This is a genomic window from Dyella sp. (assembly GCF_035685805.1).
Taxonomy (GTDB): Bacteria; Pseudomonadota; Gammaproteobacteria; order Xanthomonadales; family Rhodanobacteraceae; genus Dyella_A.
Window position 1 is genome coordinate 117,845 of record NZ_DASSAB010000038.1, and the last position, 22,552, is coordinate 140,396.

The 22,552-nt window shown below is 69.6% G+C and carries 21 protein-coding genes; 10 read left to right on the top strand and 11 right to left on the bottom strand.

Annotated features, from left to right (window positions below):
• Positions 1–21 precede the first annotated feature (21 nt).
• Genes hutI through VFG40_RS10340 form a run of 3 tightly spaced genes read right to left on the bottom strand, consistent with a single transcriptional unit; the run spans position 22 to position 4,413 of the window.
• Positions 22–1,260, bottom strand: a complete 1,239-nt coding sequence (gene hutI / locus VFG40_RS10330; protein ID WP_324897269.1) for an imidazolonepropionase — start codon at positions 1,258–1,260, stop codon at positions 22–24.
• A gap of 30 nt (positions 1,261–1,290) precedes the next feature.
• Complete coding sequence (locus VFG40_RS10335; RefSeq protein ID WP_324897270.1) at positions 1,291–2,814, bottom strand: chloride channel protein; 1,524 nt, start codon at positions 2,812–2,814, stop codon at positions 1,291–1,293.
• A 33-nt stretch (positions 2,815–2,847) separates the two neighbouring features.
• Entirely contained in the window at positions 2,848–4,413 is a 1,566-nt protein-coding gene (locus tag VFG40_RS10340; RefSeq protein ID WP_324897271.1) for a GNAT family N-acetyltransferase, read from the bottom strand.
• Between the two features lie 72 nt (positions 4,414–4,485).
• Between VFG40_RS10340 and VFG40_RS10345 the strand changes: the two genes are divergently transcribed.
• A complete protein-coding gene (locus tag VFG40_RS10345; RefSeq protein ID WP_324897272.1) occupies positions 4,486–5,856 on the top strand; it encodes a formimidoylglutamate deiminase in 1,371 nt (456 codons plus the stop codon).
• 99 nt (positions 5,857–5,955) lie between these two features.
• A complete protein-coding gene (locus VFG40_RS10350; RefSeq protein WP_324897273.1) occupies positions 5,956–6,120 on the top strand; it encodes a hypothetical protein in 165 nt (54 codons plus the stop codon).
• Here VFG40_RS10350 and VFG40_RS10355 read toward each other — a convergent pair.
• Together VFG40_RS10355 and VFG40_RS10360 are read right to left on the bottom strand one after the other, a co-directional pair.
• Positions 6,111–6,776: a hypothetical protein gene (locus VFG40_RS10355; RefSeq protein ID WP_324897274.1), complete on the bottom strand. Its 666-nt coding sequence runs from the start codon at positions 6,774–6,776 to the stop codon at positions 6,111–6,113. The two genes, VFG40_RS10350 and VFG40_RS10355, sit on opposite strands and share 10 nt — an antisense overlap.
• Positions 6,777–6,941: 165 nt before the next feature.
• Entirely contained in the window at positions 6,942–7,448 is a 507-nt protein-coding gene (locus tag VFG40_RS10360) for a Spy/CpxP family protein refolding chaperone (protein ID WP_324897275.1), read from the bottom strand.
• Positions 7,449–7,578: 130 nt separating this feature from the next.
• On the opposite strand from VFG40_RS10360, the gene VFG40_RS10365 reads away from it, so the two are divergent.
• The 3 genes from VFG40_RS10365 to VFG40_RS10375 all read left to right on the top strand — a co-directional run bounded on the left by VFG40_RS10365 (position 7,579) and on the right by VFG40_RS10375 (position 11,002).
• Complete coding sequence (locus tag VFG40_RS10365) at positions 7,579–8,265, top strand: response regulator (RefSeq protein WP_324897276.1); 687 nt, start codon at positions 7,579–7,581, stop codon at positions 8,263–8,265.
• Positions 8,262–9,644 carry a HAMP domain-containing sensor histidine kinase gene (locus tag VFG40_RS10370; protein ID WP_324897277.1) on the top strand — a complete coding sequence of 461 codons (1,383 nt, stop codon included), beginning with the start codon at positions 8,262–8,264 and terminating at the stop codon, positions 9,642–9,644. Before VFG40_RS10365 ends, VFG40_RS10370 begins: the two co-directional genes overlap by 4 nt.
• A gap of 68 nt (positions 9,645–9,712) precedes the next feature.
• The gene (locus VFG40_RS10375; protein ID WP_324897278.1) at positions 9,713–11,002 is read left to right on the top strand and encodes an MFS transporter; all 1,290 of its coding nucleotides are present in this window, start codon (positions 9,713–9,715) and stop codon (positions 11,000–11,002) included.
• A gap of 967 nt (positions 11,003–11,969) precedes the next feature.
• On the opposite strand, the gene VFG40_RS10380 is transcribed toward VFG40_RS10375, so the two are convergent.
• Positions 11,970–13,253, bottom strand: coding sequence for an alkaline phosphatase family protein (locus VFG40_RS10380; protein WP_324897279.1), 1,284 nt, complete (start codon positions 13,251–13,253; stop codon positions 11,970–11,972).
• Between the two features lie 60 nt (positions 13,254–13,313).
• Between VFG40_RS10380 and VFG40_RS10385 the strand changes: the two genes are divergently transcribed.
• A complete protein-coding gene (locus VFG40_RS10385; protein WP_324897280.1) occupies positions 13,314–13,730 on the top strand; it encodes a hypothetical protein in 417 nt (138 codons plus the stop codon).
• Positions 13,731–13,861: 131 nt separating this feature from the next.
• On the opposite strand, the gene VFG40_RS10390 is transcribed toward VFG40_RS10385, so the two are convergent.
• The 4 genes from VFG40_RS10390 to VFG40_RS10405 form a co-directional block, all read right to left on the bottom strand.
• The gene (locus VFG40_RS10390) at positions 13,862–14,365 is read right to left on the bottom strand and encodes a methylated-DNA--[protein]-cysteine S-methyltransferase (protein ID WP_324897281.1); all 504 of its coding nucleotides are present in this window, start codon (positions 14,363–14,365) and stop codon (positions 13,862–13,864) included.
• Entirely contained in the window at positions 14,362–15,891 is a 1,530-nt protein-coding gene (locus VFG40_RS10395) for a DNA-3-methyladenine glycosylase 2 family protein (RefSeq protein WP_324897282.1), read from the bottom strand. The genes VFG40_RS10390 and VFG40_RS10395 overlap by 4 nt, the downstream gene beginning before the upstream one ends.
• A 293-nt stretch (positions 15,892–16,184) precedes the next feature.
• Complete coding sequence (locus VFG40_RS10400; RefSeq protein ID WP_324897283.1) at positions 16,185–16,679, bottom strand: YybH family protein; 495 nt, start codon at positions 16,677–16,679, stop codon at positions 16,185–16,187.
• A gap of 81 nt (positions 16,680–16,760) precedes the next feature.
• Positions 16,761–17,201, bottom strand: a complete 441-nt coding sequence (locus VFG40_RS10405) for a barstar family protein (protein WP_324897284.1) — start codon at positions 17,199–17,201, stop codon at positions 16,761–16,763.
• Between the two features lie 154 nt (positions 17,202–17,355).
• Between VFG40_RS10405 and VFG40_RS10410 the strand changes: the two genes are divergently transcribed.
• The gene (locus VFG40_RS10410; RefSeq protein WP_324897285.1) at positions 17,356–17,790 is read left to right on the top strand and encodes a DUF3429 domain-containing protein; all 435 of its coding nucleotides are present in this window, start codon (positions 17,356–17,358) and stop codon (positions 17,788–17,790) included.
• A gap of 6 nt (positions 17,791–17,796) precedes the next feature.
• Here the strand turns inward: VFG40_RS10410 and chrA are convergent, their stop codons facing one another.
• Positions 17,797–19,020: a chromate efflux transporter gene (gene chrA, locus VFG40_RS10415; RefSeq protein ID WP_324897286.1), complete on the bottom strand. Its 1,224-nt coding sequence runs from the start codon at positions 19,018–19,020 to the stop codon at positions 17,797–17,799.
• A 146-nt stretch (positions 19,021–19,166) separates the two neighbouring features.
• Here chrA and hutU point away from each other — a divergent pair, with 146 nt between their 5' ends.
• From hutU to VFG40_RS10430, 3 genes are all read left to right on the top strand, one after another.
• On the top strand, positions 19,167–20,837 hold the full coding sequence (gene hutU, locus VFG40_RS10420) for a urocanate hydratase (protein ID WP_324897287.1): 1,671 nt from the start codon (positions 19,167–19,169) through the stop codon (positions 20,835–20,837).
• A 210-nt stretch (positions 20,838–21,047) separates the two neighbouring features.
• Positions 21,048–21,635, top strand: a complete 588-nt coding sequence (locus VFG40_RS10425) for a hypothetical protein (RefSeq protein ID WP_324897288.1) — start codon at positions 21,048–21,050, stop codon at positions 21,633–21,635.
• A complete protein-coding gene (locus VFG40_RS10430; protein ID WP_324897289.1) occupies positions 21,635–22,396 on the top strand; it encodes a hypothetical protein in 762 nt (253 codons plus the stop codon). Before VFG40_RS10425 ends, VFG40_RS10430 begins: the two co-directional genes overlap by 1 nt.
• Positions 22,397–22,552 lie beyond the last annotated feature (156 nt).

Sequence of the window (22,552 nt, forward strand, 5' to 3'; positions counted from 1 at the left end):
CGCTCGCGGTGCTCGCACCGCTCAGTCCTCGCGGGACACCGCTTGGCCGGCAACCCAGCTTTGCTCTAGCAGGCCGTCGCCGCCGATCCAGTAGCACAGCTCGGCCGGGCGATGCAGACGCCATAGCGCCAGGTCGGCCCGCTGTCCGGGCTCCAGCGTGCCGCGGTCGCGCAGACCCAGCGCCCGTGCCGCGTGCACCGTGACCCCGCGCAGGGCTTCGTCCGGGGTCAGCCGGAACAACGTGCAGGCCATGCCGGCCGCCAGCCGCAGCGAGAGCAGGGGAGAGGTGCCCGGGTTGCAATCCGTGGCCACCGCCATCGGCACGCCCAGCGCGCGCAGCCGTTCGACCGGCGGCAGACGGGTCTCGCGCAGCGCATAGAACGCGCCCGGCAGCAGCACCGCCACCGTGCCGGCGGCGGCCATGGCGGCCGCGCCGTGCTCGCTGAGATGTTCCAGATGATCGGCGGACAGCCCGCCGAACTCCGCCACCAGCGCGGCGCCATCAAGGTCCGACAGCTGCTCGGCATGCAGCTTCACCGGCAAGCCCAGCCCCTGCGCGCGCGCGAACACGCGCCCGGTTTCCTCGCGGCTGAAGCCGATGCCCTCGCAGAACGCGTCCACCGCGTCCACCAGCCCTTCGCCGGCCAGCGCGGGCAACCATTCATCGCAGACGGCCGTGACGTAGTCCGCGCGCCGGTCGCGGTATTCCGGCGGCAGTGCGTGCAGCCCCAGGAAGGTGGTGCGCACGGTCAGCCCCAGCTCGGCGCCCAGTTGCCGGGCCACCTGCAGCATCCGCCGCTCCGCGTCCAGCGAGAGCCCGTAGCCAGACTTGATCTCCAGCGTGGTGACGCCATCGGCCTGCAGCGCCCGGGCCCGCGGCAAGGCCTGTGCCAGCAGCGTCTCGGCGCTGGCGGCGCGGGTCGCCGCCACGGTGGAGGCGATGCCGCCGCCGGCTCGGGCGATCTGTTCGTAGCTGGCGCCGTTGAGGCGCTGGTCGAACTCGTCCGCGCGGTCGCCGCCGAATACCAGGTGCGTGTGGCAGTCGATCAGCCCCGGGGTGAGCAGCCGGTTGCCGACCGACTGGACCGCGCGAGCCAGCGCGGCTGGCGCGGCGGGCAGCTGGTCCATGGCGCCGACCCAGGCGATCCGGCCCTCGTGCACGGCCAGTGCGCCGCGCTCGATCAGGCCGAACGGCTGCTCGCCGGCGAGCGTGGCGAGGGTGGCGTCGGCCAGCAGGAGATCCCAGCGCGGTAACGTCATGGTGCCGCCCGCAGGTCGTGCGCACCCATCTCAGGCACCTCGGCGGGGATCGTCGTCGGCGGGCCCGGAAGGCTCGTCGAACGCACTGGTGCTCCCGGCCGGGGAGGACTCGGTCGGCTCGGGCGGCTGGGCAGTCTCGTCGGCCAGATCCACCGGCTCGCTTACCGCAGCCTGTTCGGCGACCTCTGCGTCGCGCCCGGCGCGGGTGGCCTGCTGGTGCTCGAAGTCCTGCACCATGCGCTCGGCGAAATCCTTGTACACCGGCGTCGGGCAGAACAATGACGCGGCCGCACGCGCCAGCAGGCATGCGGCCATGATCGGAATCACCATCTCCTGGTTGTCGGTCAGCTCCATGGCGATCACCGCCGAGGTCAGCGGCGCGCCGGTCACCCCCGACAGGTAGGCGCTCATCCCCAGCAGCACCACCGTGCCGGGCGGGATGCTCGGCAGGAAATAGGCAATGTTGTGGCCGATGCCGGCACCCACGGCCAGCGCGGGCGAAAAGATGCCGCCGGGGATGCCCGCCCAGTACGACACCACGTTGGCCAGCAGCTTGGCGATGCCGAACGCATGGCCGGGCGTGACCGCGGCCTCCTGCACGAACGCGCGGGCCTGGTCGTAGCCGGTGCCGTAGACGTTGTTGTGGGTGAGCAGGCCGATCACTGCCAGCGCCAGGCCGCAGCCGGCGGCAAACACCACCGGCGCCCGCGAACGCAGGCGCCCGATCTGCGCCAGCGGCCCGCGCCGGCTGAGCAGGATCAGGCGCGCGAACAGGCCGCCCAGCAGGCCGCAGATGACGCCGGTCAGCAACACCGCCAGCCAGGAGTGTCCCAGCGGCAGGCTCGCCTGCACCTCGCCGAAGTACGCGTAGTTGCCCACGATGCCGAGCGAGACCACGCCGCCCACGATCACCGCCGTGAGCAGCAGGCCGCTGAAGCGGTGTTCGAAGGTGCCGGCCAGTTCCTCGATCGCGAACACCACGCCGGCCAGCGGGGTGTTGAAGGCGGCCGCGATGCCGCAGGCGCCGCCGGCGAGAATGAAGCGCGAGGCCGCCTTGGGGTCGGTGAAGCCGAAGCGCCGACCCAGCGTGTAGAACAGGCCGGCGCCCACGTGCACCGTGGGCCCCTCGCGACCGATCGACGCGCCCACCGCCAGGGCCACCAGCGTGAGCACCATCTTGCCCACCGCGATCGGCAAAGCGAGCATGCGCGCGCGGAACGTCTCGTCCTCGATGTGCAGCGTGCCGATCACCTGCGGGATACCGCTGCCGCGGGTGGCGCGCAGGCGGCCCTCGGTCGCCCAGGCCAGGCCGGCAAAGACCAGCGGCGTGAGGATCAGCGGAATCCACGCGCCGTAGCCGAGGATCAGCTGGAACAGGTGGTACGACCAGTCGCTCGCCTTGGCGAACACGATCGCGGCCAGTGCCACCATGATCGCCCCCACCCACAAGGCGAGGCGGCGTTTCCACTGCGCCGGCGCGAAGAATTCGTGACCCAGCAGGGCCTGCAGACGGGGGTTGGACGAGCGCGTGGAAGGCGGGGTCGGGTCTGTCATCCGGGCATTATCGCAGACCTCGCCCCGCGCCCGTCAGCGCGGGTGCGGATGCCAGCGCGTCTCGTACAAGTCGTAGCGACGGTCCTTGAGGTTCTGCACCGCACCGGCATTGCGCGCGCGGGCCAGGCTCTCCAGCCGCAGGTCGGCGAACAGCACCGTCTCGATGTTCGGCGTGGAGTCGGCGGCGATGCCGTCGCGGGCGAACGGAAAATCGCTCGGCGTGAGGATGCAGCTCTGCCCGTACTGGATGTCGAAGTTGTTGACGCCGGGCAGGTTGCCCACGTTGCCCGACATCACCACGTACACCTGGTTCTCGATCGCGCGGGCCTGCGAGCAGTAGCGCACCCGCAGGTAGCCCTCGCGTACATCGGTGCAGAACGGCACGAACAAGATCAGCGCGCCCTGGTCGGTGAGGTGGCGGGCTACCTCGGGGAACTCCGAGTCGTAGCAGATCATCACGCCGATCGGGCCGCAGTCGGTCTGGATCGTCGCCGCGCTCTCGCCGCCGGTGATGTTCCACACGTTGCGCTCGCTCGGCGTGGGGTGCAGCTTCTCGCGCTCGTGGATCGAGCCGTCGCGCAGGCAGACGTAGCAGACGTTGTGGATGTCGCCGTTGTCCTGCTCGGTGGGGTGCGTGCCGCCAATGATGTTGATGTTGTAATGGACGGCCAGACGGCTGAACAGCGCTTTGACCTGCGGCGTGTACTGGCTCAGCTTGCGGATCGACTCCACCGGCGACAGCTCGGTGTTCTCGATCGACAGCAACTGCAGCGTGATCAGCTCGGGAAAGGTGACGAAATCGGCGTTGTAGTCCGCGGCGATGTCGGTGAAGTACTCCACCTGGGTGGCGAACTCCTCGAACGACTTGATCTTGCGCTGCAAGTACTGCACCGACGCCACCCGCACCGAGTCGGGCAGGCTCTGGTGCGAGGTGATCGAAGGCGTGTCCGGATGGTCGTGCAGCTGCGGGTTGCGCCACACCAGGTGCACGGCGTAGCCGAGCGAGTCGTAGTCCGACGGCACGTAGGCGCGCAGCAGACCGATCGCCTCGAAGTCGTTGTTGAGCTGGAAGCTGAGCGTGAGGTCGCGACGCTTGCCCTCGATCACCGCCTGCACGTAGGCCTCGGCGCTGCCGTAGCGCGGCATCGCCTTGGCCAGGCCCGGGATGCGGCCGCCGAACACGATGCCGCGCAGCTTCAGGTCGGTGCAAAGCCGCTTGCGCGCCTGGTACAGGCGCTGGCCGATGCGCATGCCGCGGTAGTCCGGGTGCACCACCACTTCCATGCCGTACAGCCAGTCGCCGTCAGCCTTGTGCCGCGAGCCCATGCCGCCGCCGGTGATCTGCGCCCACGTGTGCGGCGCCAGCGCGGTCGCTTCATCGATGCGGAAGGTCGCGCAATAGCCGACCACCTTGCCCTCGTACTCCACCACGAACTGGCCTTCCGGAAAGTGCGTCTGCTGGGAGCGCAGCATTTCGGCGGAGTGGCCCCACTCGGTGGAGTAGATGCGGGCGGTCAGGTCGACCAGCTGCGGCACATCGGCGGGAACGGCCTGCCGCAGCAGGAGACGGGGCGTGTTTTCCAGCATTTTCTTGGCCATTTCCCAAGTATGCATCAGTCAGCTTGAAGCCCCGGTCAAATACACTGCGCGCTTTCAAGGCAGGAGCCACTGATGACCTCGACGCCGACCCGCCTGTTCGATGCCGGCCATCTCTGGCGCGACGGCGCCTGGCATGCCGATGCGCGTATCGCCGTGGCGGCAGACGGCCAGCTGCAGGAGCCGCGTCCCGGCACCTGCGAGCGCCTCGGTGCACGGGTGCTGCCGGGCATGCCCAACCTGCACTCGCACGCGTTCCAGCGCGCCATGGCCGGGCTGGCCGAGCGGCGAGGCCCCAGCGACGACAGCTTCTGGACCTGGCGCGAGGCCATGTACGCGTTCGCCGCCGCGCTCGATCCGGAGTCGCTGCAGGCGATCGCCGCGCAGCTCTACGTGGAGATGCTCAAGGCCGGCTACACCCAGGTGTGCGAATTCCACTACCTGCACCACCAGAGCGACGGCACGCCGTACGCGCAGCGCGAGGCGATGTCGCTGGCGCTGATCGCCGCGGCGCAGGAGGCCGGCATCGCGCTGACCCTGCTGCCGGTGCTGTACATGACCGGCGGTTTCGACGGCCGCGCGCTGGCACCGCGCCAGCGGCGCTTTGGCCATGCGGAGGTGTCCGACTACGTGCGCCTGCTCGAGTCGCTGGGCGCGCATCAGGGGCCGGGCCTGCGCGTGGGGATCGCGCTGCACTCGCTGCGCGCGGTGCCGGAAACGGCGATGCGCACGCTGCTGGCCACCGGCGCGGCGCAGACCGGCCCGATCCACATCCACATCGCCGAACAGCTCGGCGAAGTGCAGGACTGCCTCAACCTGCGCGGCGCCCGGCCGGTGGAATGGCTGCTCGATCACGCCGACGTCGATGCGCGCTGGTGCCTGGTGCACGCCACCCACCTCAGTGGCCACGAAGCATCGCGCCTGGCGCGCAGCGGTGGGGTCGCGGGCCTGTGCCCCACCACCGAGGCCAATCTCGGCGACGGCCTGTTCCCGCTGGCCGACTACCTGGATGCCGGCGGTCGCTGGGGCATCGGTTCGGACTCGCATATCTCGGTATCGCCTGTGGAGGAACTGCGCTGGCTCGAGTACGGCCAGCGCCTGGCCACCCAGCACCGCAACATCGCGGCGCGCCGCGAGGGCGACAGCGTCGGGCAGACGCTGTGGCAGGGCGGGCTCGCCGGCGGTGCGGCCGCGTCCGGGCTGCCGCTGGGCGAGCTGGCGCCGGATCATCGCGCCGACCTGCTGGTGCTGGACGAAGACGCGCCGCTGCTCGCCGCCCGCGAAGCAGCGGCGGTGATGGACAGCCTGCTGTTCGCCGGCAACACGCCGCTGGTGCGCCACGTGATGTGCGGTGGCCGCTGGGTGGTGCGCGACTTCCACCATCACGACGAGGCGCGCATCGCCGCGCGCTATCGCCGGGTGGTCGAGCGGCTTGCGCGGGGCTGAGCCGCTTCGCTGTCTGGGTTCTGAACGCGTGCCCGGGCGCAGTCAGCCGGAGATCGTGCGAGGCGTTTCCTGCAGCACCCATCTGCAAGGATTCCCGCCATGCTCCGCTGCTCTCGTCTTCTTCTCGCCGCCGCCCTCGTCGGCGGCCTCGGCTCGCTCGCCGGCTGCGTCGTGGTGCCTGCGCACGGCCATGCGCGCGCGTGGGTGCCGGGCCATTGGGCGCGGCCGCATGTCTGGGTACAAGGCCACTGGCGCTACCGCTGAGCGCCCGTTCGCGCGCCGGCTCGGTGCGCCCAATGCAGGCTGGCGAGGGCAGCGTGCAGCGCTGACCACGCCTGCGCCTGGGTGAAGGGAGCGGATCGCGGCGGGTCGTAAACCTCCGGCCGGGTGCCGTACACCAGCAGGTCGATCGCCACGCACTGGCCCGCCCGCACCGTGCGATACGACTGCACCTGCATGAAGTGGCTCATCGCGGCATCGGCCGCACGGAAGCGGACGAACGGCACGCCGTCGAGCGTCACCTGCGTCACGCTGCCCGGCTCGGCGCTGTCCGGCAGCTTGCGGCACCGCGCCACGGCCGTCGGCTCGTCGCTGGTGCCGATGCGCAGCTCGGCCGCCAGCAGATGGCCGGAGCCGTCCTTCACCAGCGCCACCCGCGGCGAGCCGTTGCTGTGGGGGCCGGCATAGGTTTTCCACTCGCCGTTGCCGAGGTAGCTGCGCTGGAAATCGTGCCGGAGCTGCATGCCCGCTGGCGCCGTGAGCGACAGCCCGAGTGCGTCATCGACGAAGTCGGGTGCATCGGCGGGCGGCGTAGTGGCGGGCGCCGCCGGGGCGTGCTCCGTGTCTGGTCCGGCGGGCGGCCCGTGCTGGCAGCCGGCGAGCAGAACCAGCAGCGGAATCAGAAGACGACGTGGGCGCATCGTGCGTGACCTCCAGAGACAAGCGGACGCCGCAGTGTCGTGTCCCACCGGTGAATGTCGCGCCATCGCGTGCAGAAAAAAGGCGCCGGCAGCGGCCGACGCCTCAATCACTCACCTGCCTTGCGTGCGTTGCGGGAGCGTCCATGCCCCGCGCCGCGCGCCGACTTACTGCGCGCTGTCCGTCGCCGGCAGCGGATGGCTCTGCCGGAACTGCTGCCACTGTTCGCGCCGTGCCTGGCGCTCCGTGCGCATGGCCAGCAGCTTGGCTTTCTGGGTGGGCGTCAGCACCGCGTACACCTGCGCCTGAATGCGCGCGCGCTGCTCCACGCGCTGGCGGGTGGCGTCACCTTCGGCCTGCGCCAGGCGGGCGGCGGCGGCCTGGTAGCCGGGCTGGTCGGGCGTGAGCGATTCGAACGCCTCGCGCTGCGTGCGCAGGGCCTGCCACTGGCTCTTGTTCTGCTCGCGGCTGGCCTGGGTGATCTGCTTGATGCTGGCCTTCTGCGCATCGCTGAGGTCGAGCTTGGCGAACGCGTGGCGCATGCCTTCGTGGCGGCCGTGGTGACCGTGGAAGCGGCCGCCGTCGCGGCTCTCGCCGCCGGTGCCGGCCACGGCCAGGGTGCTGAGGGTGAGGGCGGAGGCCAGGATCAGGCCGAGGGACGTGGTCTTGCGCATGGGTGACACCTCGTTGTTGCGGTGGGGACGGTGAGCATTGGACGACATCCCCGCGTGTATGTTCTTTGCGCCACGGTAAAGATGCGTAAAGCCCGTGGCGCTCGCGCCGCCGTCCCACTGAAATGAGCCCATGCAACGAATCCTGATCGCCGACGACGACCGTGCCCTGGCCGCACTGCTGGCCGAATACCTGCAGCGCGAGGGCTTTGCCGTGGACGTGGTGCACGACGGCGAGGCCGCGCTGGCGCGTCTGCGCGACGCAGCCCAGCGCCCGGACCTGCTGATCCTGGACGTGATGATGCCCGGCCGCGACGGCCTCGATACCCTGCGCGAGCTGCGCCAGCGTCAGCGCCTGCCGGTGATCATGCTGTCGGCGCGCGGCGAACCGGTGGACCGCGTGATCGGGCTGGAGCTGGGTGCGGACGACTACCTCGCCAAGCCGTGCCTGCCGCGCGAACTGCTCGCCCGCGTGCGTGCCCAGCTGCGCCGGCACACGCCCGAGGCGGCCGCCAACGTGCAGGTCGGGCTGCTGCGGTTGCAGCCGGGCGATCGCCAGGCGTTTGTCGACGAGCGCGAGCTCAGCCTCACCGGCGCGGAGTTCACGCTGCTGCTGGCGCTGGCCCAGCGCAGCGGCGAGGTGGTGGACAAGGCGACGCTCACGCGCCTGGCGTTGGGGCGCGAACTGGAACGCTTCGACCGCAGCATCGACGTCCACGTGAGCCGGTTGCGGCACAAGCTCGCCGAAGCCTCCGACCGCGCGCCACGCATCGACGCCGTGCGCGGCTCCGGTTACCTGTTGCTGGCGGGTGCGCCGTGAATCCGTTCCGCGGCCCGCTGTTCTGGCGCCTGCTGGTCGGCTTCTGCCTGGCCAACCTGGTGGTGCTGGTGGCCGGGGGCGCGCTGGCCAAGCAGTTCATCGAATACACCACCGCGGTGGAGATCAACTGGGATGCGCTGGCGCAGGACGCCGACCGCGCCTATCGCGATGGCGGCACCGCCGCGCTGGAGGCGTGGCGCCAGCGCGAGCGGCAGGACGGCATCGAGGCCACGCTGTTCGAGAACGGCCGCCCGCTCGGGCCGATGCGCCTGCCGCCACCGCTCCTTCGTGACCTGCCGACCTGGCTTGGTGCCGGCCACGACGTGGTGGTGCAACCGCGCCGCGGGCTTTATCTCGCCGTGCAGCAGATCACCGGCGAGGACGGCCGCAGCCGCCAGCTGGTGGCGCTCAGCCGCACCCACACGCGGCTGCACCAGCGCAGCCGGCAGACCATCCTGCTGGTGGTGCAGGCGCTGCTGTCGCTGGTGCTGATCGCGCTGATCGGCGGCTGGGTGGCGCGCAGCGTGGCGCGGCCGGTGGCGGCATTGCGCACGGCGACGCGCCGGATGGCCGCCGGCGAGCTGTCCGCCCGGGTCGGCTGGAAAGGCTCGGCGCGCGACGAGCTGGCGCTGCTGGCCGGCGACTTCGACGCGATGGCCGAGCGGATCGAGGCGCTGGTCGCGCACGACCGCGGCGTGCTGCAGGACCTCTCGCACGAGCTGCGCTCGCCACTGGCGCGGCTGCAGCTGCTGCTGGACTTTGCCCAGCGCAGCACCGACGCCGCCGAGGCGGCCGGCTACTTCGAGCGCGCCGAGCAGGAGATCGCGCGGCTGGATCGCCTCACCGGTGAAATGCTCGCGCTGTCCCGCCTCGAAGGCGGCCTGCCGGGGATGGAAACGGAGCGACTCGATCTCGCGGCGCTGGCGCGCGAGGGCGTCGAGCGCGCCACGCTGCAGGCGCGCGAGCGGCAGATTGCGCTGGTGCTGCACGCGGAGGCACCGGTGCCGGTGCGCGGCAGCGCGCAACTGCTGGAGCGGGCGATCGACAACGTGATCGGCAACGCGATCAAGTTCAGCCCGCCCGGCAGCGATGTGCGGATCGACGTGGCCACCGACCACGGTGCCGCCGACGGCGACGGCGCGGTGGTGTCCATCCGCGACCACGGCCCGGGCGTGCCCGACGACGAACTGGCCTCGCTGTTCCGGCCGTTCTTCCGCGGCAGCAACGCGGCCAGTGCCGACGGCCTGGGTCTGGGCCTGGGCATCGTGCAGCGGGTCATGCGGGTGCACGGCGGCCGGGTCGAGGCGGCCAACGCCGCGGGCGGCGGACTGGCCGTGCAGATGCGCCTGCCGCTGGATCGCCCACCCCCGCCGGGCTGAGCGGGCGGTGCCGCGCCGCTACCATGGGCGGGCAGCGCATCCGTCTGCGCCGGTCGTGTTCCCCACCCATGCATTCCTCCCGCCGGCCCGCCGCCGCGACCACGCCCGCAACTGCCGGGCCCGCACCCGAGGCGATCCGCCACGGCACGCCGGCGTTCCGGCGCACCAACCTGGCGCTGTTCGCCGCCGGCCTGGCCACCTTCGGCCTGCTGTACTGCGTGCAGCCGTTGATGCCGGAGTTCAGCCGCGACTACGGAGTGAGCGCGGCGGCCAGCGCGCTGTCGCTGTCGCTCACCACCGGCGTGCTCGCGGTGGCCATGCTGTTTGCCGGCGCGCTGTCCGACGCGGTGGGGCGCAAGTCGGTGATGGCCGCGTCGCTGCTGTCCTCGGCGGTGCTGGTGCTGGCCACCGCGCTGGTGCCGGACTGGCACATGCTGCTGGTGCTGCGCACGCTGCTGGGGCTCACGCTGAGCGGCCTGCCCGCGGTGGCGATGACCTATCTCAGCGAGGAGATGCACGCCGATTCCATCGGCCTGGGCATGGGCCTGTACATCGCCGGCAACGCCATCGGCGGCATGGGCGGGCGGCTGGTGGCCGGCGTGCTGGCCGACCATTTCGGCTGGCGCGTGGGCGTGGCCACGGTGGGCGGCATCGGTTTCGTCTCGGCGCTGCTGTTCTGGGCCAGCCTTCCGCCGTCGCGGCATTTCGTGCGCCAGCCACTCAACGTGCGCCACCTGCTGGCGCGCTTCGCGGCAATGTTCCGCGACGCCGCGCTGCCGTGGCTGTTCGCCAGCGGCTTCCTGCTGCTGGGCGCGTTCGTCACCGTCTACAACTACATCGGCTACCGCCTGCTCGCGCCGCCGTATTCGTTGAGCCAGACGCTGGTCGGCGCGATCTTCAGCGTGTACCTGATCGGCACCTTCAGCTCGGCGTGGATGGGCCACCTGGCCGGCAGGCTCGGCCGGCGCAAGGTGCTGTGGACGGCGTTCGCGCTGATGCTGGCGGGCGTGGCGCTGACTGCGCTCTCGCCGTTGTGGGTGATCGTGCTGGGCATCGTGGCGATCACCTTCGGCTTCTTCGGTGGCCACTCCATCGCCAGCAGCTGGGTCGGCCGCCGCGCGGGCGCATCGAAGGCGCAGGCCTCGTCGATGTACCTGTTCTCCTACTACATGGGATCGAGCCTGGCCGGCGCCGGTGGCGGGTTGTTCTACGCCTCGCACGGGTGGCATGGCGTGGCGGGGTTCGTTGGCCTGCTGGTGCTGGCCGGGCTACTGGTGGCCTGGCGGCTCTACCGCGTGCCGCCTCTGGTCAACGTGGCGACGCCGCCTACGCCAGCCAGTCAGGGCGCGATGCCCTGAGGGAATGTGCCTGTGGCGGGATCGAGGACCAGGCTGTACGCCGGCCTCGCACCCCGCACCCCGCGCCCCGCGCCCACGCCCACGCCCACGCCCACGCGCCAACGCAGCTGACCGCACGCCCCAGTGCCGTCATTCCCGCGAACGCGGGAATCCATTTTTCTTCGCGCTCACAAGCCAAAGCGTTTCGTCCTCCGTCGGAAGGCAAACCACATCTCTCTGCGTGACGCCCCAGTGCCGTCATTCCCGCGAACGCGGGAATCCATTTTTCTTCGCGCTCACGAGCCAAAACATTTCGTCCTCCGTCGGAAGGCAAACCACATCTCTCTGCGTGACGCCCCAGTGCCGTCATTCCCGCGAACGCGGGAATCCATTTTCTTCGCGCTCACGAGCCAAAGCGTTTCGTCCTCCGTCGGAAGGCAAACCACATCTCTCTGCGTGGCCACGCGCCCGTCGAAACGGGCACGAACGGCAAAGCCGCCCGACGTGTGGCGGGCAACACGCCCGGAGCAAAGAGAAGTAACCAGGAGAAGGCCGCCCCGCCTCCGCGCCTCCCGTTACTGCGGCCCCCGAGCTACGCGTAGGTGCTGCAGGCGTGTCGGCAGTCCATCCGTGGGCATGCTCGCGAGCCACCTTGAGTGCTTCGCCGCCAGCCGCCCAACTCTCCGCTGCCGTCATTTCCGCGTGCGCGGAAAGCCATGGTTGCCCGCGCAAGTGTGGTTGGCCGCGGAAATGCGTTGGAGCAAACGCGACGTGCGTCGTCCTCCTGCCGAGGCCGGGTTATGTCGCTTTTGTGTGGCAACGCGTACGCACGCGCCACACCTGCGGCGCAGTGACTCGAGCGTTGAAGGCGTGAAAGCATTTTTGCTCTTCGCCGGCACACCCACGGATGGCGTCAGCGCCTCGCATCACGGATCCGATGCGCAGAGTGAGCGCGTGCCCGCGCGCCACCACCCGACGGATGCGCTCCTCACCGCGCCGCCGGCACCAGCATCCCCTTCACCGCGGCGTAGTCGCCATCGTTCGGCGCCGGCGTGATGCCCAGCAGGTGCGCCATCAGCGGATAGACGTCCACATTCGAGAACGCATGAAAGCGCACGCCGTCGCGGAACGCCGGGCCGTGGGCCACGAACACCGCCTGCATGCGCGGATCGGCGTTGTCGTAGCCGTGCTCGCCGCGCTTGGGCGCCATGTGGTCGCGGCTGCGGCTGTCGAGATAGGCCTGGGTGGAGATGGTCCAGCCCACGTCGGCCAGGCACAGCAGTTGCGGCACGCGCGGGTTGTGGCCGTACGCCAGCCGAGCCGGCACGCGCGTCTTGTCCCAGCACTGCATGTGCTGCTGCGGCTGCTCCAGCTGGGCCTCGATTGCGGCGAAGTCGTAACCCGGCTTGGGGTTGAAGCCGGCCAGCACGCCCATGGTCACCTTCTGTACGTGATCGAGCGGGATCAGCGCGTCCATCAGCACCGTGTGCCCCGGCGGCACCTCCGCCATGCCGTGGTCGGCCAGCGTGATGATGTTGATGTGCTCGAGCAGGTGGCGCTGGCGCAGGCCGGCGACCAGCCGCGCCATCGCCGCGTCGGTGTCGCGCAGCGCCTCGTTCACCTGCGGCGAATCGGGGCCGAAATCGTGCCCGGCGTGGTCCACCGTGTCGAAGTACAGGGTGAGAAACGCGGGGCGCTGCGCGGCTGGCAGATCCAGCCACCCCAGCACCTGGTCTACCCGCTGCGCGGCGGTGACGTTGCCGTCGTACGGCTTCCAGAGGTCCGGGTGGTGGCCGCGGATGGCGGCCTCCGAACCGGGCCAGAACATGGTGGCGGTGCGCAGGCCCTGCTGGTCGGCGGTCTCCCACAGCGGCGTGCCCTGCGCCCACCAGCGGCCGTCGCCGACGGCCTCGCGGTTGCTCAGCGAGAAGCTGCCCAGCGCCGGGTCGCGCATGCTGTTGTGCACGATGCCGTGGTGGTCCGGGCGCAGCCCGGTGACCAGCGTGTAGTGGTTGGGAAAAGTCAGCGACGGAAAGGAGGGCTGCATCGACTGCGCGTGCACGCCGTCGCGCGCCAGCGCGGCCAGGGTGGGGCTGAGGCCGCGGTCGAGGTAGTCGTAGCGGTAGCCGTCAATCGAGATCAGCAGCAGCGGCGTGGGTGCGGTGCGCGCTGCGCTGGCGGCAGTGGGTGAGTGCGGGGGCGAAACGTGTGCGCAGGCGGTGAGGACCAGTCCCAGGACGGGGCCGGCGAGCAGGCGAAACAGGAATTTCATACGGTGCGACCTAGACTTTTCAAACATGGCAACGCGCCATGATCGCGCATAGGTGTGACGATGACATCTCGCAATGTACGTGGCGGGGCGCTGCTGGCAGCGCTGGTGGCCGCCTCCCTCAGCCCGCTGGCCGCGGCGCGCCAGTACCACCCGCCACCGCCGCCCCGGCCTGTCCTGATCCAGCCCACCGCGTCGCAGGTGCGCTTTCGCCAGGCGGTGCAGCAGAGCCAGGTGCGTGACCAGCTGCAGAAGAACCAGGTGGAGCATGCGCTGCATCAGCAGTCGCTGGAGATGACCCGCCGCAAGGCCGACAGCGCCAACCCAAACGACCAGCAGGTCGACCAGGCGAAGCAGGCGCAGGATCGTCTCTACCAGGCGCGCCAGCGCGACCGCCTGCAGCGCTACAGCGATGCGCTCACTCCGCAGCCGGTGCCGGCGCAGAGCACCGCGAGCAAGCCGAAAGACGCCGGCCACTGATCTGCCGGCGCGACCGTCGCCGTCGCGCCGCGTGCCAGGCCCCGGTACGGACGTCGCCCCGTTGTTGAGGGATGCGGCCGCTCACCGTGTCGCTGCGCTGGCCACCACCGCGCCCGCGACAACGCCGGCGCTCAGCCGAACAGGTCGCCGCCGGCCACCCGTGCCTCCAGCCCCAGCAGCCAGCGCTTCGTCGGCAGTCCGCCGCCGAAGCCGGTGAGGCTGCCATTGCTGCCGATCACCCGGTGGCACGGCAGCACCAGCGGCAGCGGGTTGCGCCCGTTCGCCGCACCTACGGCACGCACCGCGGCCGGGCTGCCGATGCGCCGGGCCAGTTCGCCGTAGCTGATCGTCTGGCCGTAGGGAATCTCCGCCAGCGCACGCCACACCTCCTGCTGGAACGGTGTGCCCAGCGGATGCAAGGGCAGCGAGAACGCGCGCCGCGTGCCGTCGAAATATTCCTGCAGCTGCACCCGCGCAAAGCGCAGCGCGTCCGGCGCGTGCTGCCAGTGCGGCGGCACCGCGTGCGGTTGGCCGTCGCGGGCAAACCAGACCTGGCGCAGCCCGCGCGCGTCCGCCGCCAGCCGCAGCGGGCCGATCGGCGAATCCATGGTGTCGTGCCAGATCGCCGTGCTCATGGGGCGCTCCGTGCGGCCGTGTTTTTTCGAGGTGCGGCGCGCGCGGCGGGCGCGGCATCGCTGGCGCTGCGCCACAGGTGCATCACCGCATAGGCGCGCCACGGTCGCCACGCCTCGGCCACGGCGATCAGCGCGCGCGTGCTCAGCGGATCGCCGTCGCCGGCGGCGACCCGGCGCAGGATCAGGTCCGCCGCGGGAAACGCATCGGGATGGCTCAGCGCACGCATCGCCATGTAGTGCGCGGTCCATTCGCCGATGCCCGGCAGCGCCACCCAGCGCGCCACGAATTCCTCCATCGACTGGCCGCTGCGAAAGTCCACCCGGCCCTCCAGCAGTGCACGCGCCACGCCGCGGATGGTGTCGGCGCGGGCGCCGGTCACGCCGATGTCGCGCAGGTCCGCGTCGACCAGCCGCGCGGGCGTGGGGAACAGCCGGTCCAGCCCGGGCAGGGTGGGCCCCGCCAGCGGCTCGCCCCAGCGCTGCACGATGCGCGACGCCAGCGTGCGCGCAGCCGCCACGCTCACCTGCTGGCCGAGCACCGCGCGCACCGCGATCTCGAATCCGTCCCAGCCGCCGGGCAGGCGCAAGCCGGGCCGCTTGCGCAGCAGCGGCCGCAGCACCGGGTGCGCCTGCAGCGTGGCGCTGATTGTTGCCGGGTCCGCGTCCAGGTCGAACATCCGCCGCAGCCGCGTCACCACCGGCAGCAGTTGCGCGGGCTGGGGCGCGTGCACTTCCAGCTTCAGCGCGTGCTCGTCGCCCGGCCACGCGCTCAGCCGCAACCAGCCCGGTGCATCCGCGCTGCCGAACACGCGGGCATAGGCGTGCGCGTCCACCTGCTCCACGCCCGGCAGCGCGCGGGTGCGCAGAAACGTCAGCAGCGCGTCGAAGTCATACGGCGGGCGATAGCCAAGCCGCAGCACCAGCGCATCGCCGCCACCGGCGCGCGGCTGCCGGCGCAGCTCGCGCGGCGTGATGCGGTTGGCCTGCGCGAATGCGGCGTCGAACCGGCGCAGGCTGCCGAAGCCCGCTGCCAGCGCCACTTCGGTGACCGGCAGCGCGGTCTCGGTCAGCAATTGCTTGGCGAACAACAGCCGCCGCGTGGTGTGCACGTCGATCGGCGGCGCGCCCAGATGCTCCACGAACAGCCGGCGCAGCTGCCGCGCGCTCACGCCCACGCGCGCGGCCAGTTCTTCCAGCGAGTGATCGGCCAGCAGGCCCGCCTCGATCCAGTCCAGCGCGCGGCTCACCAGGTGTTCTCCGTGGCGCCATGCGCTGGTGCCCGGCGCCAGCTCGGGCCGGCAGCGCAGGCAGGGGCGAAAACCCGCCGCCTCGGCCGCCGCCGCGCTGGCGTAGTAGCGCACGTTGCCCGGCTTGGGCGATGGCGCCGGGCACACCGGGCGGCAGTAGATGCGGGTGCTGGTGACGGCGGTGAAGAACAGCCCGTCGAAGCGCGCATCGCGGCTCAGGCGCGCCTGCTCGCAGGTGCGCGCATCGGGCAAGGCGGCAGGGTGGGCGGCAGGCGACATGGCGGCAGGCTAGCACTGCATCCGGCCACCGGACTCGCCGTTTTCGGACAGGGATGCCGGGGCTGTGGGAAGGGGCTTCTCAACGCGTGGCGAGCCTTCCACGTCGGCTTGGTGCACCCACGCGCGGGGCGACCAATCCAGCTTGAGCGCTTCGCGCTGATCTGCCCGGCCTGCACCGCGTGTGCGCACCGGTCAGGCGCCGCCACCTCTCGACCGTGCGCCCTGAGCGTGGGCGCCCCGCGCCGAACTCGAGCGTCCCGGAACGGCCTGCCGGCCGCCCGTCCCACACCCGACTACAGCCCGGGCGGGCACTGCGCATCCACGCCCCGCGCAAATGCCGCCAGCTCCGCCGCCGCCGCCAGGCGCCCCTCGTCACCACCATCGAACTGCACCCGCCACGCCCCGTCCCGCCCGCGCCGCCACAGCGTGCTGAAGTGCCCGAGCGAGGTGTGCGCCGTTTCATCCTTGCCGTGCGTGGTGAGCACGTATGGGCCGCTGGACAGTGCCAGCCGGCCGTCCGCACTCAGCACCACGTGCGCCGGTTGCCAGTCCAGTTGCACGGCCTTGCCGGCCACGATCGGCGCCCACGCCGCGGCAATCGCCGCCGCCCCGCGCACCGGATGCGCACCGTTGACGTCGAACACCGCGTCATCGGCAAGGAACGTGCGGAACGCGGCCGCGTCGTGGCTGCGCACGCTGCGTGCGAACGCCTGTTCGCGTTGCCATACCTGGCAGGCGGGGGACGGCGCGGCCGTCGCGGTCATCAGCAGGGCAGCGAGCAGGATCATTGGCCAAGCTCCATGGGCGGTAGGCGCCGGAGCATCCGCGCGCCGCGCGGCCGCCGCCAGTGCCGGGCGATGCGCGGCCGCTCAGGCGTCGATCGCGGCGTCGCGGGTCTCGTTGTCCGGAAACGCCATGAACACGAAGAACGGCGTGCCCCGCGCGTGCCAGGCCTGCGCCATCGCGGTGAGCGCATCGCGGGTGGCGGCGTACACCACCGGCGCGGCGCGGCTGAGATCCACCGCGTGGTCGATCAGCAGCACGCGCCCGGCATCGTCGCCACCGTGCGCGCGCAGTGCGCCGTCCAGCTGCAGCCACGACTCCATCGCGCCCGCCGGCAAGCCGGCGCTCGCGGCAATCCGCTGCACCACCGCCGCCACGTCGGCGCAGCCGCGCAGGTCCACCCGCGTCAGCAGCAGGCCGGCGCGTTCGGCATCAGCGGCCAGCGTCACCGGGTCGTCCGGGTCCACGCGATACACGCCGTCGCGGCCGGCGTCGTGCAGATCGATACCCAGCACCCTGGTGGTCATGGCGTTCTCCGTCGACAGGTCAGCGCCCGATGATGCGCCCACCGCGCCAGCGCGGCCAGGCGCGCCGCCGCGACAGCGTGACCGCTTGGGCCACCCGCGCGCTTGCGCCATCATCGCCCCGCTGCCGGCGCGGTGCCGGCGAAGGAGCCACGCCATGACCGACCGCCTCAATCCGCCACTGCCGCGCGGCATGCTCGTGCTGGGCTGGAGCGGCGTGCTGCCGTTCGCACTGGCGCTGGTCGCCGCGTTCGTGTGGCCGGCGTGGGCGGGCTTTGCGGCTGCGGTGTTCGTCTCCTACGGCGCGGTGATCCTGAGCTTTCTCGGCGGCGCGCGCTGGGGCCGCGGGCTGGCGGGCGGCGTGTCGCCGCTTCGCTTCGTGGAGGCGGTGATGCCCAGCCTGATCGGCTTCTCCGCACTGCTCCTGCTGCACGCGCCGCTGTATGCGCTGGCGCTGCTCGCCGCCGGCTTCGCGATCTGGCTGGTGATCGACCAGCGCGATCCGCTGTGGACCGCGCCGTACCGGCGCATGCGCCTGGGGATAAGCGTGGTGGTGCTGGCATTGCACGCGGGCTGGCTGGCGCTGGTGTAACGCCACTCATCGCACGCCCAGCGCCAGCGGCGCCATCGCCGCCAGCACGCACCACGCCACCGCCAGCAGCGCGGGCCACCGGGCACGCAGCAGCGCAAACGCCATCAGCGCGATCAGTACGTCCGCCACGCCGCGGATCGCGCCGATGGCGACCGGGTTCACCAGCGCCGCAGCGAGCAGGCCAACCACCACGGCATTCACGCCCGCCAGCGCGCGCGTCGCGTCGGTACGCTGGCCCAGCGTGCGCCAGAACGGCAGCGTTCCCGATACCAGCAACAATCCCGGCGCAAAGATGCCTGCCAGCGCCACCAGTGCGCCGGCTACGCCGCCCATGTCGCCGGGCAGCCGCGCACCGAGAAACGCCGACAGCGAAAACATCGGCCCCGGCACCGCCTGTGCGGCGCCATAGCCGGCGAGAAAAGTGGCGTTGTCCAGCCAGCCCGCATCCACCACTGCCGTCTTCAGCAGCGGCAACACCACGTGGCCGCCACCGAACACCAGCGCACCGGCGCGATAGAACGCCGCCGCCACTCGCCCCAGCGGCGGCAGCCCGGGCATCAGCAGGGCCGTGCCCAGCCCCAGCACGAACACGCCCAGCAGCCACGTGCCCGCACGGTGGCCGTAGCCCAGCGCAAACGTTTCGCCCTGTCGCGCCGTCACGTCGCGGCACAGCCACGGCCCCAGCAGCGCGCCGCTCGCCACCACCACCAGCTGCATCCACGCCGCGCCGCTCCACAGCGTCAGTGCCGCGGCGGCCAGTGCCATGGCGCGACGTGGCCCGTCCGGCGCAAGCGTGCGCCCCATGCCCAGCACGCCGTGCAGCACCACCGCCACCGCCACCAGCTTCAACCCGTGCAGCAGCGCCAGCCCCCACGCGTCGTCCAGCGTGCGGCTGGCCAGCGCAAACGCGAACATCGCCAGCGCCGAGGGCAGCGTAAAGCCCACAAACGCGGCCACTCCGCCCAGCCACCCCGCACGCAGCAGGCCGATCGAAAAGCCGAGCTGGCTGCTCGCCGGCCCCGGCAGAAACTGGCTCAGCGCCAGCAGCTGGCCGAAGTGTTCTTCATCCAGCCAGCGCCGCCGCTGCACGAACGTGCGACGGAAATAGCCGATGTGCGCCACCGGGCCACCGAACGAGGTGAGCCCCAGCATCACGAAGGCCGCCAGCACCTCGCCCGCGGCGGCAAGCCGGCGAGTTGGCATGGGCGGGCGGGCAGGGGTCACGGACATGGCTGCGCATCATGGCCGATCGTGCTGCGGCATGGCTGCGGCATGGCTGCGGCATGGCTGCGGTCGCTGCCGATGCCGCACTGCCGCTTTCCGCATGTGAACGCGCTCGCCACAATCGGGTTTTCCCTTTGGCTGGTTGCACGCCCATGAACGCCCCCACCCGCATCGACACCACCCGCACCATCCGCGCGCCGCGCGGCACCGAGCTCAGCTGCAAGAGCTGGCTCACCGAGGCGCCGTTCCGCATGCTGCAGAACAACCTCGACCCCGAGGTGGCCGAGAACCCGGCCGAGCTGGTGGTGTACGGCGGCATCGGCCGCGCCGCGCGCAACTGGGAGTGCTTCGACGCCATCCTGCGTAGCCTGCGCGAACTCAACGACGACGAGACCCTGCTGGTGCAGTCCGGCAAGCCGGTGGGCGTGTTCCGCACCCACGCCGACGCGCCGCGCGTGCTCATCGCCAACTCCAACCTGGTGCCGCACTGGGCCACCTGGGAGCACTTCAACGAGCTCGATAAGAAGGGCCTGATGATGTACGGCCAGATGACCGCCGGCAGCTGGATCTACATCGGCTCGCAGGGCATCGTGCAGGGCACCTACGAAACCTTCGTGGAGATGGGCCGCCAGCACTACGGCGGCAACCTCACCGGAAAGTGGATCCTCACCGCGGGCCTGGGCGGCATGGGCGGCGCGCAGCCGCTGGCCGCCACCCTGGCCGGCGCCAGCAGCCTCAACATCGAGTGCCAGCAGAAGAGCATCGACTTCCGCCTGAAGACCCGCTACGTCGACGAGCAGGCCACGGACCTCGACGACGCGCTGGCGCGCATCGCCAAATACACCGCCGCCGGCGAAGCCAAATCCATCGCGCTGCTTGGCAACGCCGCGGATGTGCTGCCGGAACTGGTCAAGCGCGGCGTGCGCCCCGATGCCGTCACCGACCAGACCAGCGCGCACGACCCCGTCAACGGCTACCTGCCGCAGGGCTGGACGGTGGAGCAGTGGTTCGAGCGCCGCAAGAGCGACCCGGCCGGCACCGCCAAGGCCGCCAAGCAGTCGATGAAGGTGCACGTGGAGGCCATGCTCGCCTTCCACGCTAAGGGAATCCCCACCTTCGACTACGGCAACAACATCCGCCAGATGGCCAAAGACGAAGGCTGCGCCGACGCGTTCGCGTTCCCCGGCTTCGTGCCCGCCTTCGTGCGCCCGCTGTTCTGCCGCGGCATCGGCCCGTTCCGCTGGGTGGCGCTCTCCGGCGACCCGGAAGACATCTACAAGACCGACCAAAAAGTGAAGGAGCTGATCCCCGACGACGCCCACCTGCACCGCTGGCTGGACATGGCCCGCGAACGCATCAGCTTCCAGGGCCTGCCGGCGCGCATCTGCTGGGTGGGGCTGGGCCTGCGTGACAAGCTCGGGCTGGCGTTCAACGCCATGGTGCGCAACGGCGAGCTGAAGGCGCCGGTGGTGATCGGACGCGATCATCTGGATTCGGGCTCGGTGGCGTCACCGAACCGGGAGACCGAGGCGATGAAGGACGGTTCGGATGCGGTGTCGGATTGGCCGTTGCTCAATGCGATGTTGAACGTGGCCGGCGGCGCGACGTGGGTGTCGCTGCATCATGGGGGTGGGGTGGGGATGGGGTATTCGCAGCACTCGGGGGTGGTGATTGTTTGCGATGGGTCGAAAGAGGCGGATGAGAGGATTTCGCGGGTGTTGTGGAATGATCCTGCTTCAGGGGTGATGCGGCATGCGGATGCGGGGTATGAGGTGGCGGTGGACTGGGCGCGGGAGCAGGGGTTGAAGTTGCCGATGATTTAGGCGCTGTAGCAGGGGATTGAAAATCCCATGTTACGGTCTACAGCTGTCTCAAACTCAAGCGGATGACACTTGGCAGGCAGGAGTCCTTGGACGCGTGCACCCTGACAGCCTGCCCATGACCAGCCTTTGATCATGCAGCGCGTTTCACGCTGCGGTATGTTCAGCATCCACCGTCTCAGTTTCGGCAAGGGAAGCTCGTAGGGGGCAAACATGAGTCAGGTGAAGCTACATATAGATCTTTCTAAAGGAATCATCGATGTGGAAGGCTCGGAAGCTTTTGTCCGGGCAATCTACGACGACTTCAAGGATCGGATCCCCAGCGACGCAGGCCAACGATCGCCATCCGGCGAAGGAGCGGGAGGTGGACACGATCGCTCCGAAGTTAAAGATGTTCTTGGTGAGCAACCCTTAGGCTCAGCCGCGAAGAAAACAAAAGTGAAGAGCAAGGGTAGTAAGGAAAGCTACTCGGTCGTTAAGGATTTGAACCTGACGAGCCCAACGCACGGTCGACTAAGGGACTTCTTCGCGAAATATGAAGTCAAGACTGCTCCGGACCACAACCTAATTTTCGTCTACTTCATGCAGCATAAGCTGGGAATCACGGGCATCACGCCAGCACATCTCTATACATGCTACCGCGCCGTGGAAGCGAAAGTTCCTGGCGCACTTCGCCAAAGCGCATTTAACACGGCAAAGAGAAAGGGCTGGCTCGACACGTCGGACATGGATGATATTCGTGTCACGACACCGGGCGAGAACTACATGCTCCACGACTTCCCTAAGAAGGCCGCTAAGTAATGACGTCAAAACTCGAGGCCTTTGCTGCGCAGATTCCCGATGTCGGGCAAAGGACTAAGTCGGAACTCGTGAGCTACTTTGCCTACTACCTTACGGTCATCGAGGGACAGGGCGACACGACTGCGACTAAGGTTGACGAGTGCTTTGCAAAACTTCGCATTCCACCCTATTCGAATATCAGAGCGTTGCTAAGCGCAAAGAGCAAGAGAGGGAAAGGGCAGTCCTTCATTCGCACAAAGACTGGCTATCACTTGACACGTGAGGCTCAGACTGAGGTGCAGCAAAAACTGCACTCCGGCCCAGCAAAAGTCGAAACAAGTATTTTGCTTAGAGATCTTCTCCCGAAGATTTCGGACCCAACGGAACGATCTTTCCTCCAAGAAGCGATCGACTGCTATGAGATCGGTGCTCGGAGGGCGGCGATCTTGATGACATGGCTTCTCAGTCTTAGCCATCTTTATCAGCACGTCCTCAAGCACAAGCTCAGCGAATTCAACGCTGCTCTAGTTGCCGACAAAGGCGTGAAGCTTTCAGCAATTACGAATATCGACGACTTTGCAGAGATCTCTAAGGAAGTGAAGCTAATCGAGTTACTCCGAGCCTCGAAGGTAATCTCGAACGATGTGCGGAAGATCCTTGATACGAAGCTCGGTATCCGAAACAGCGCCGCACATCCCGCGAATGTTTCGATTTCGGAGGTCAAGGCGACCGATTTTATCATCGACCTAATCGAGAATGTCGTTCTTAAGTACTCCGCTTAACAGAGGAGTCAAGACCGCAAGTTAACCGGGTCGGGTTAACTTATGCCGCATGATTGAAGCGGTCGCCTGGCTTGGGCTCTGCTCAAAACGGAGTCAGGTTCACTTTTCTGGCCTTCGGCAGTGATTCTGACTTACGGGGTATTCATAAGACTTTCA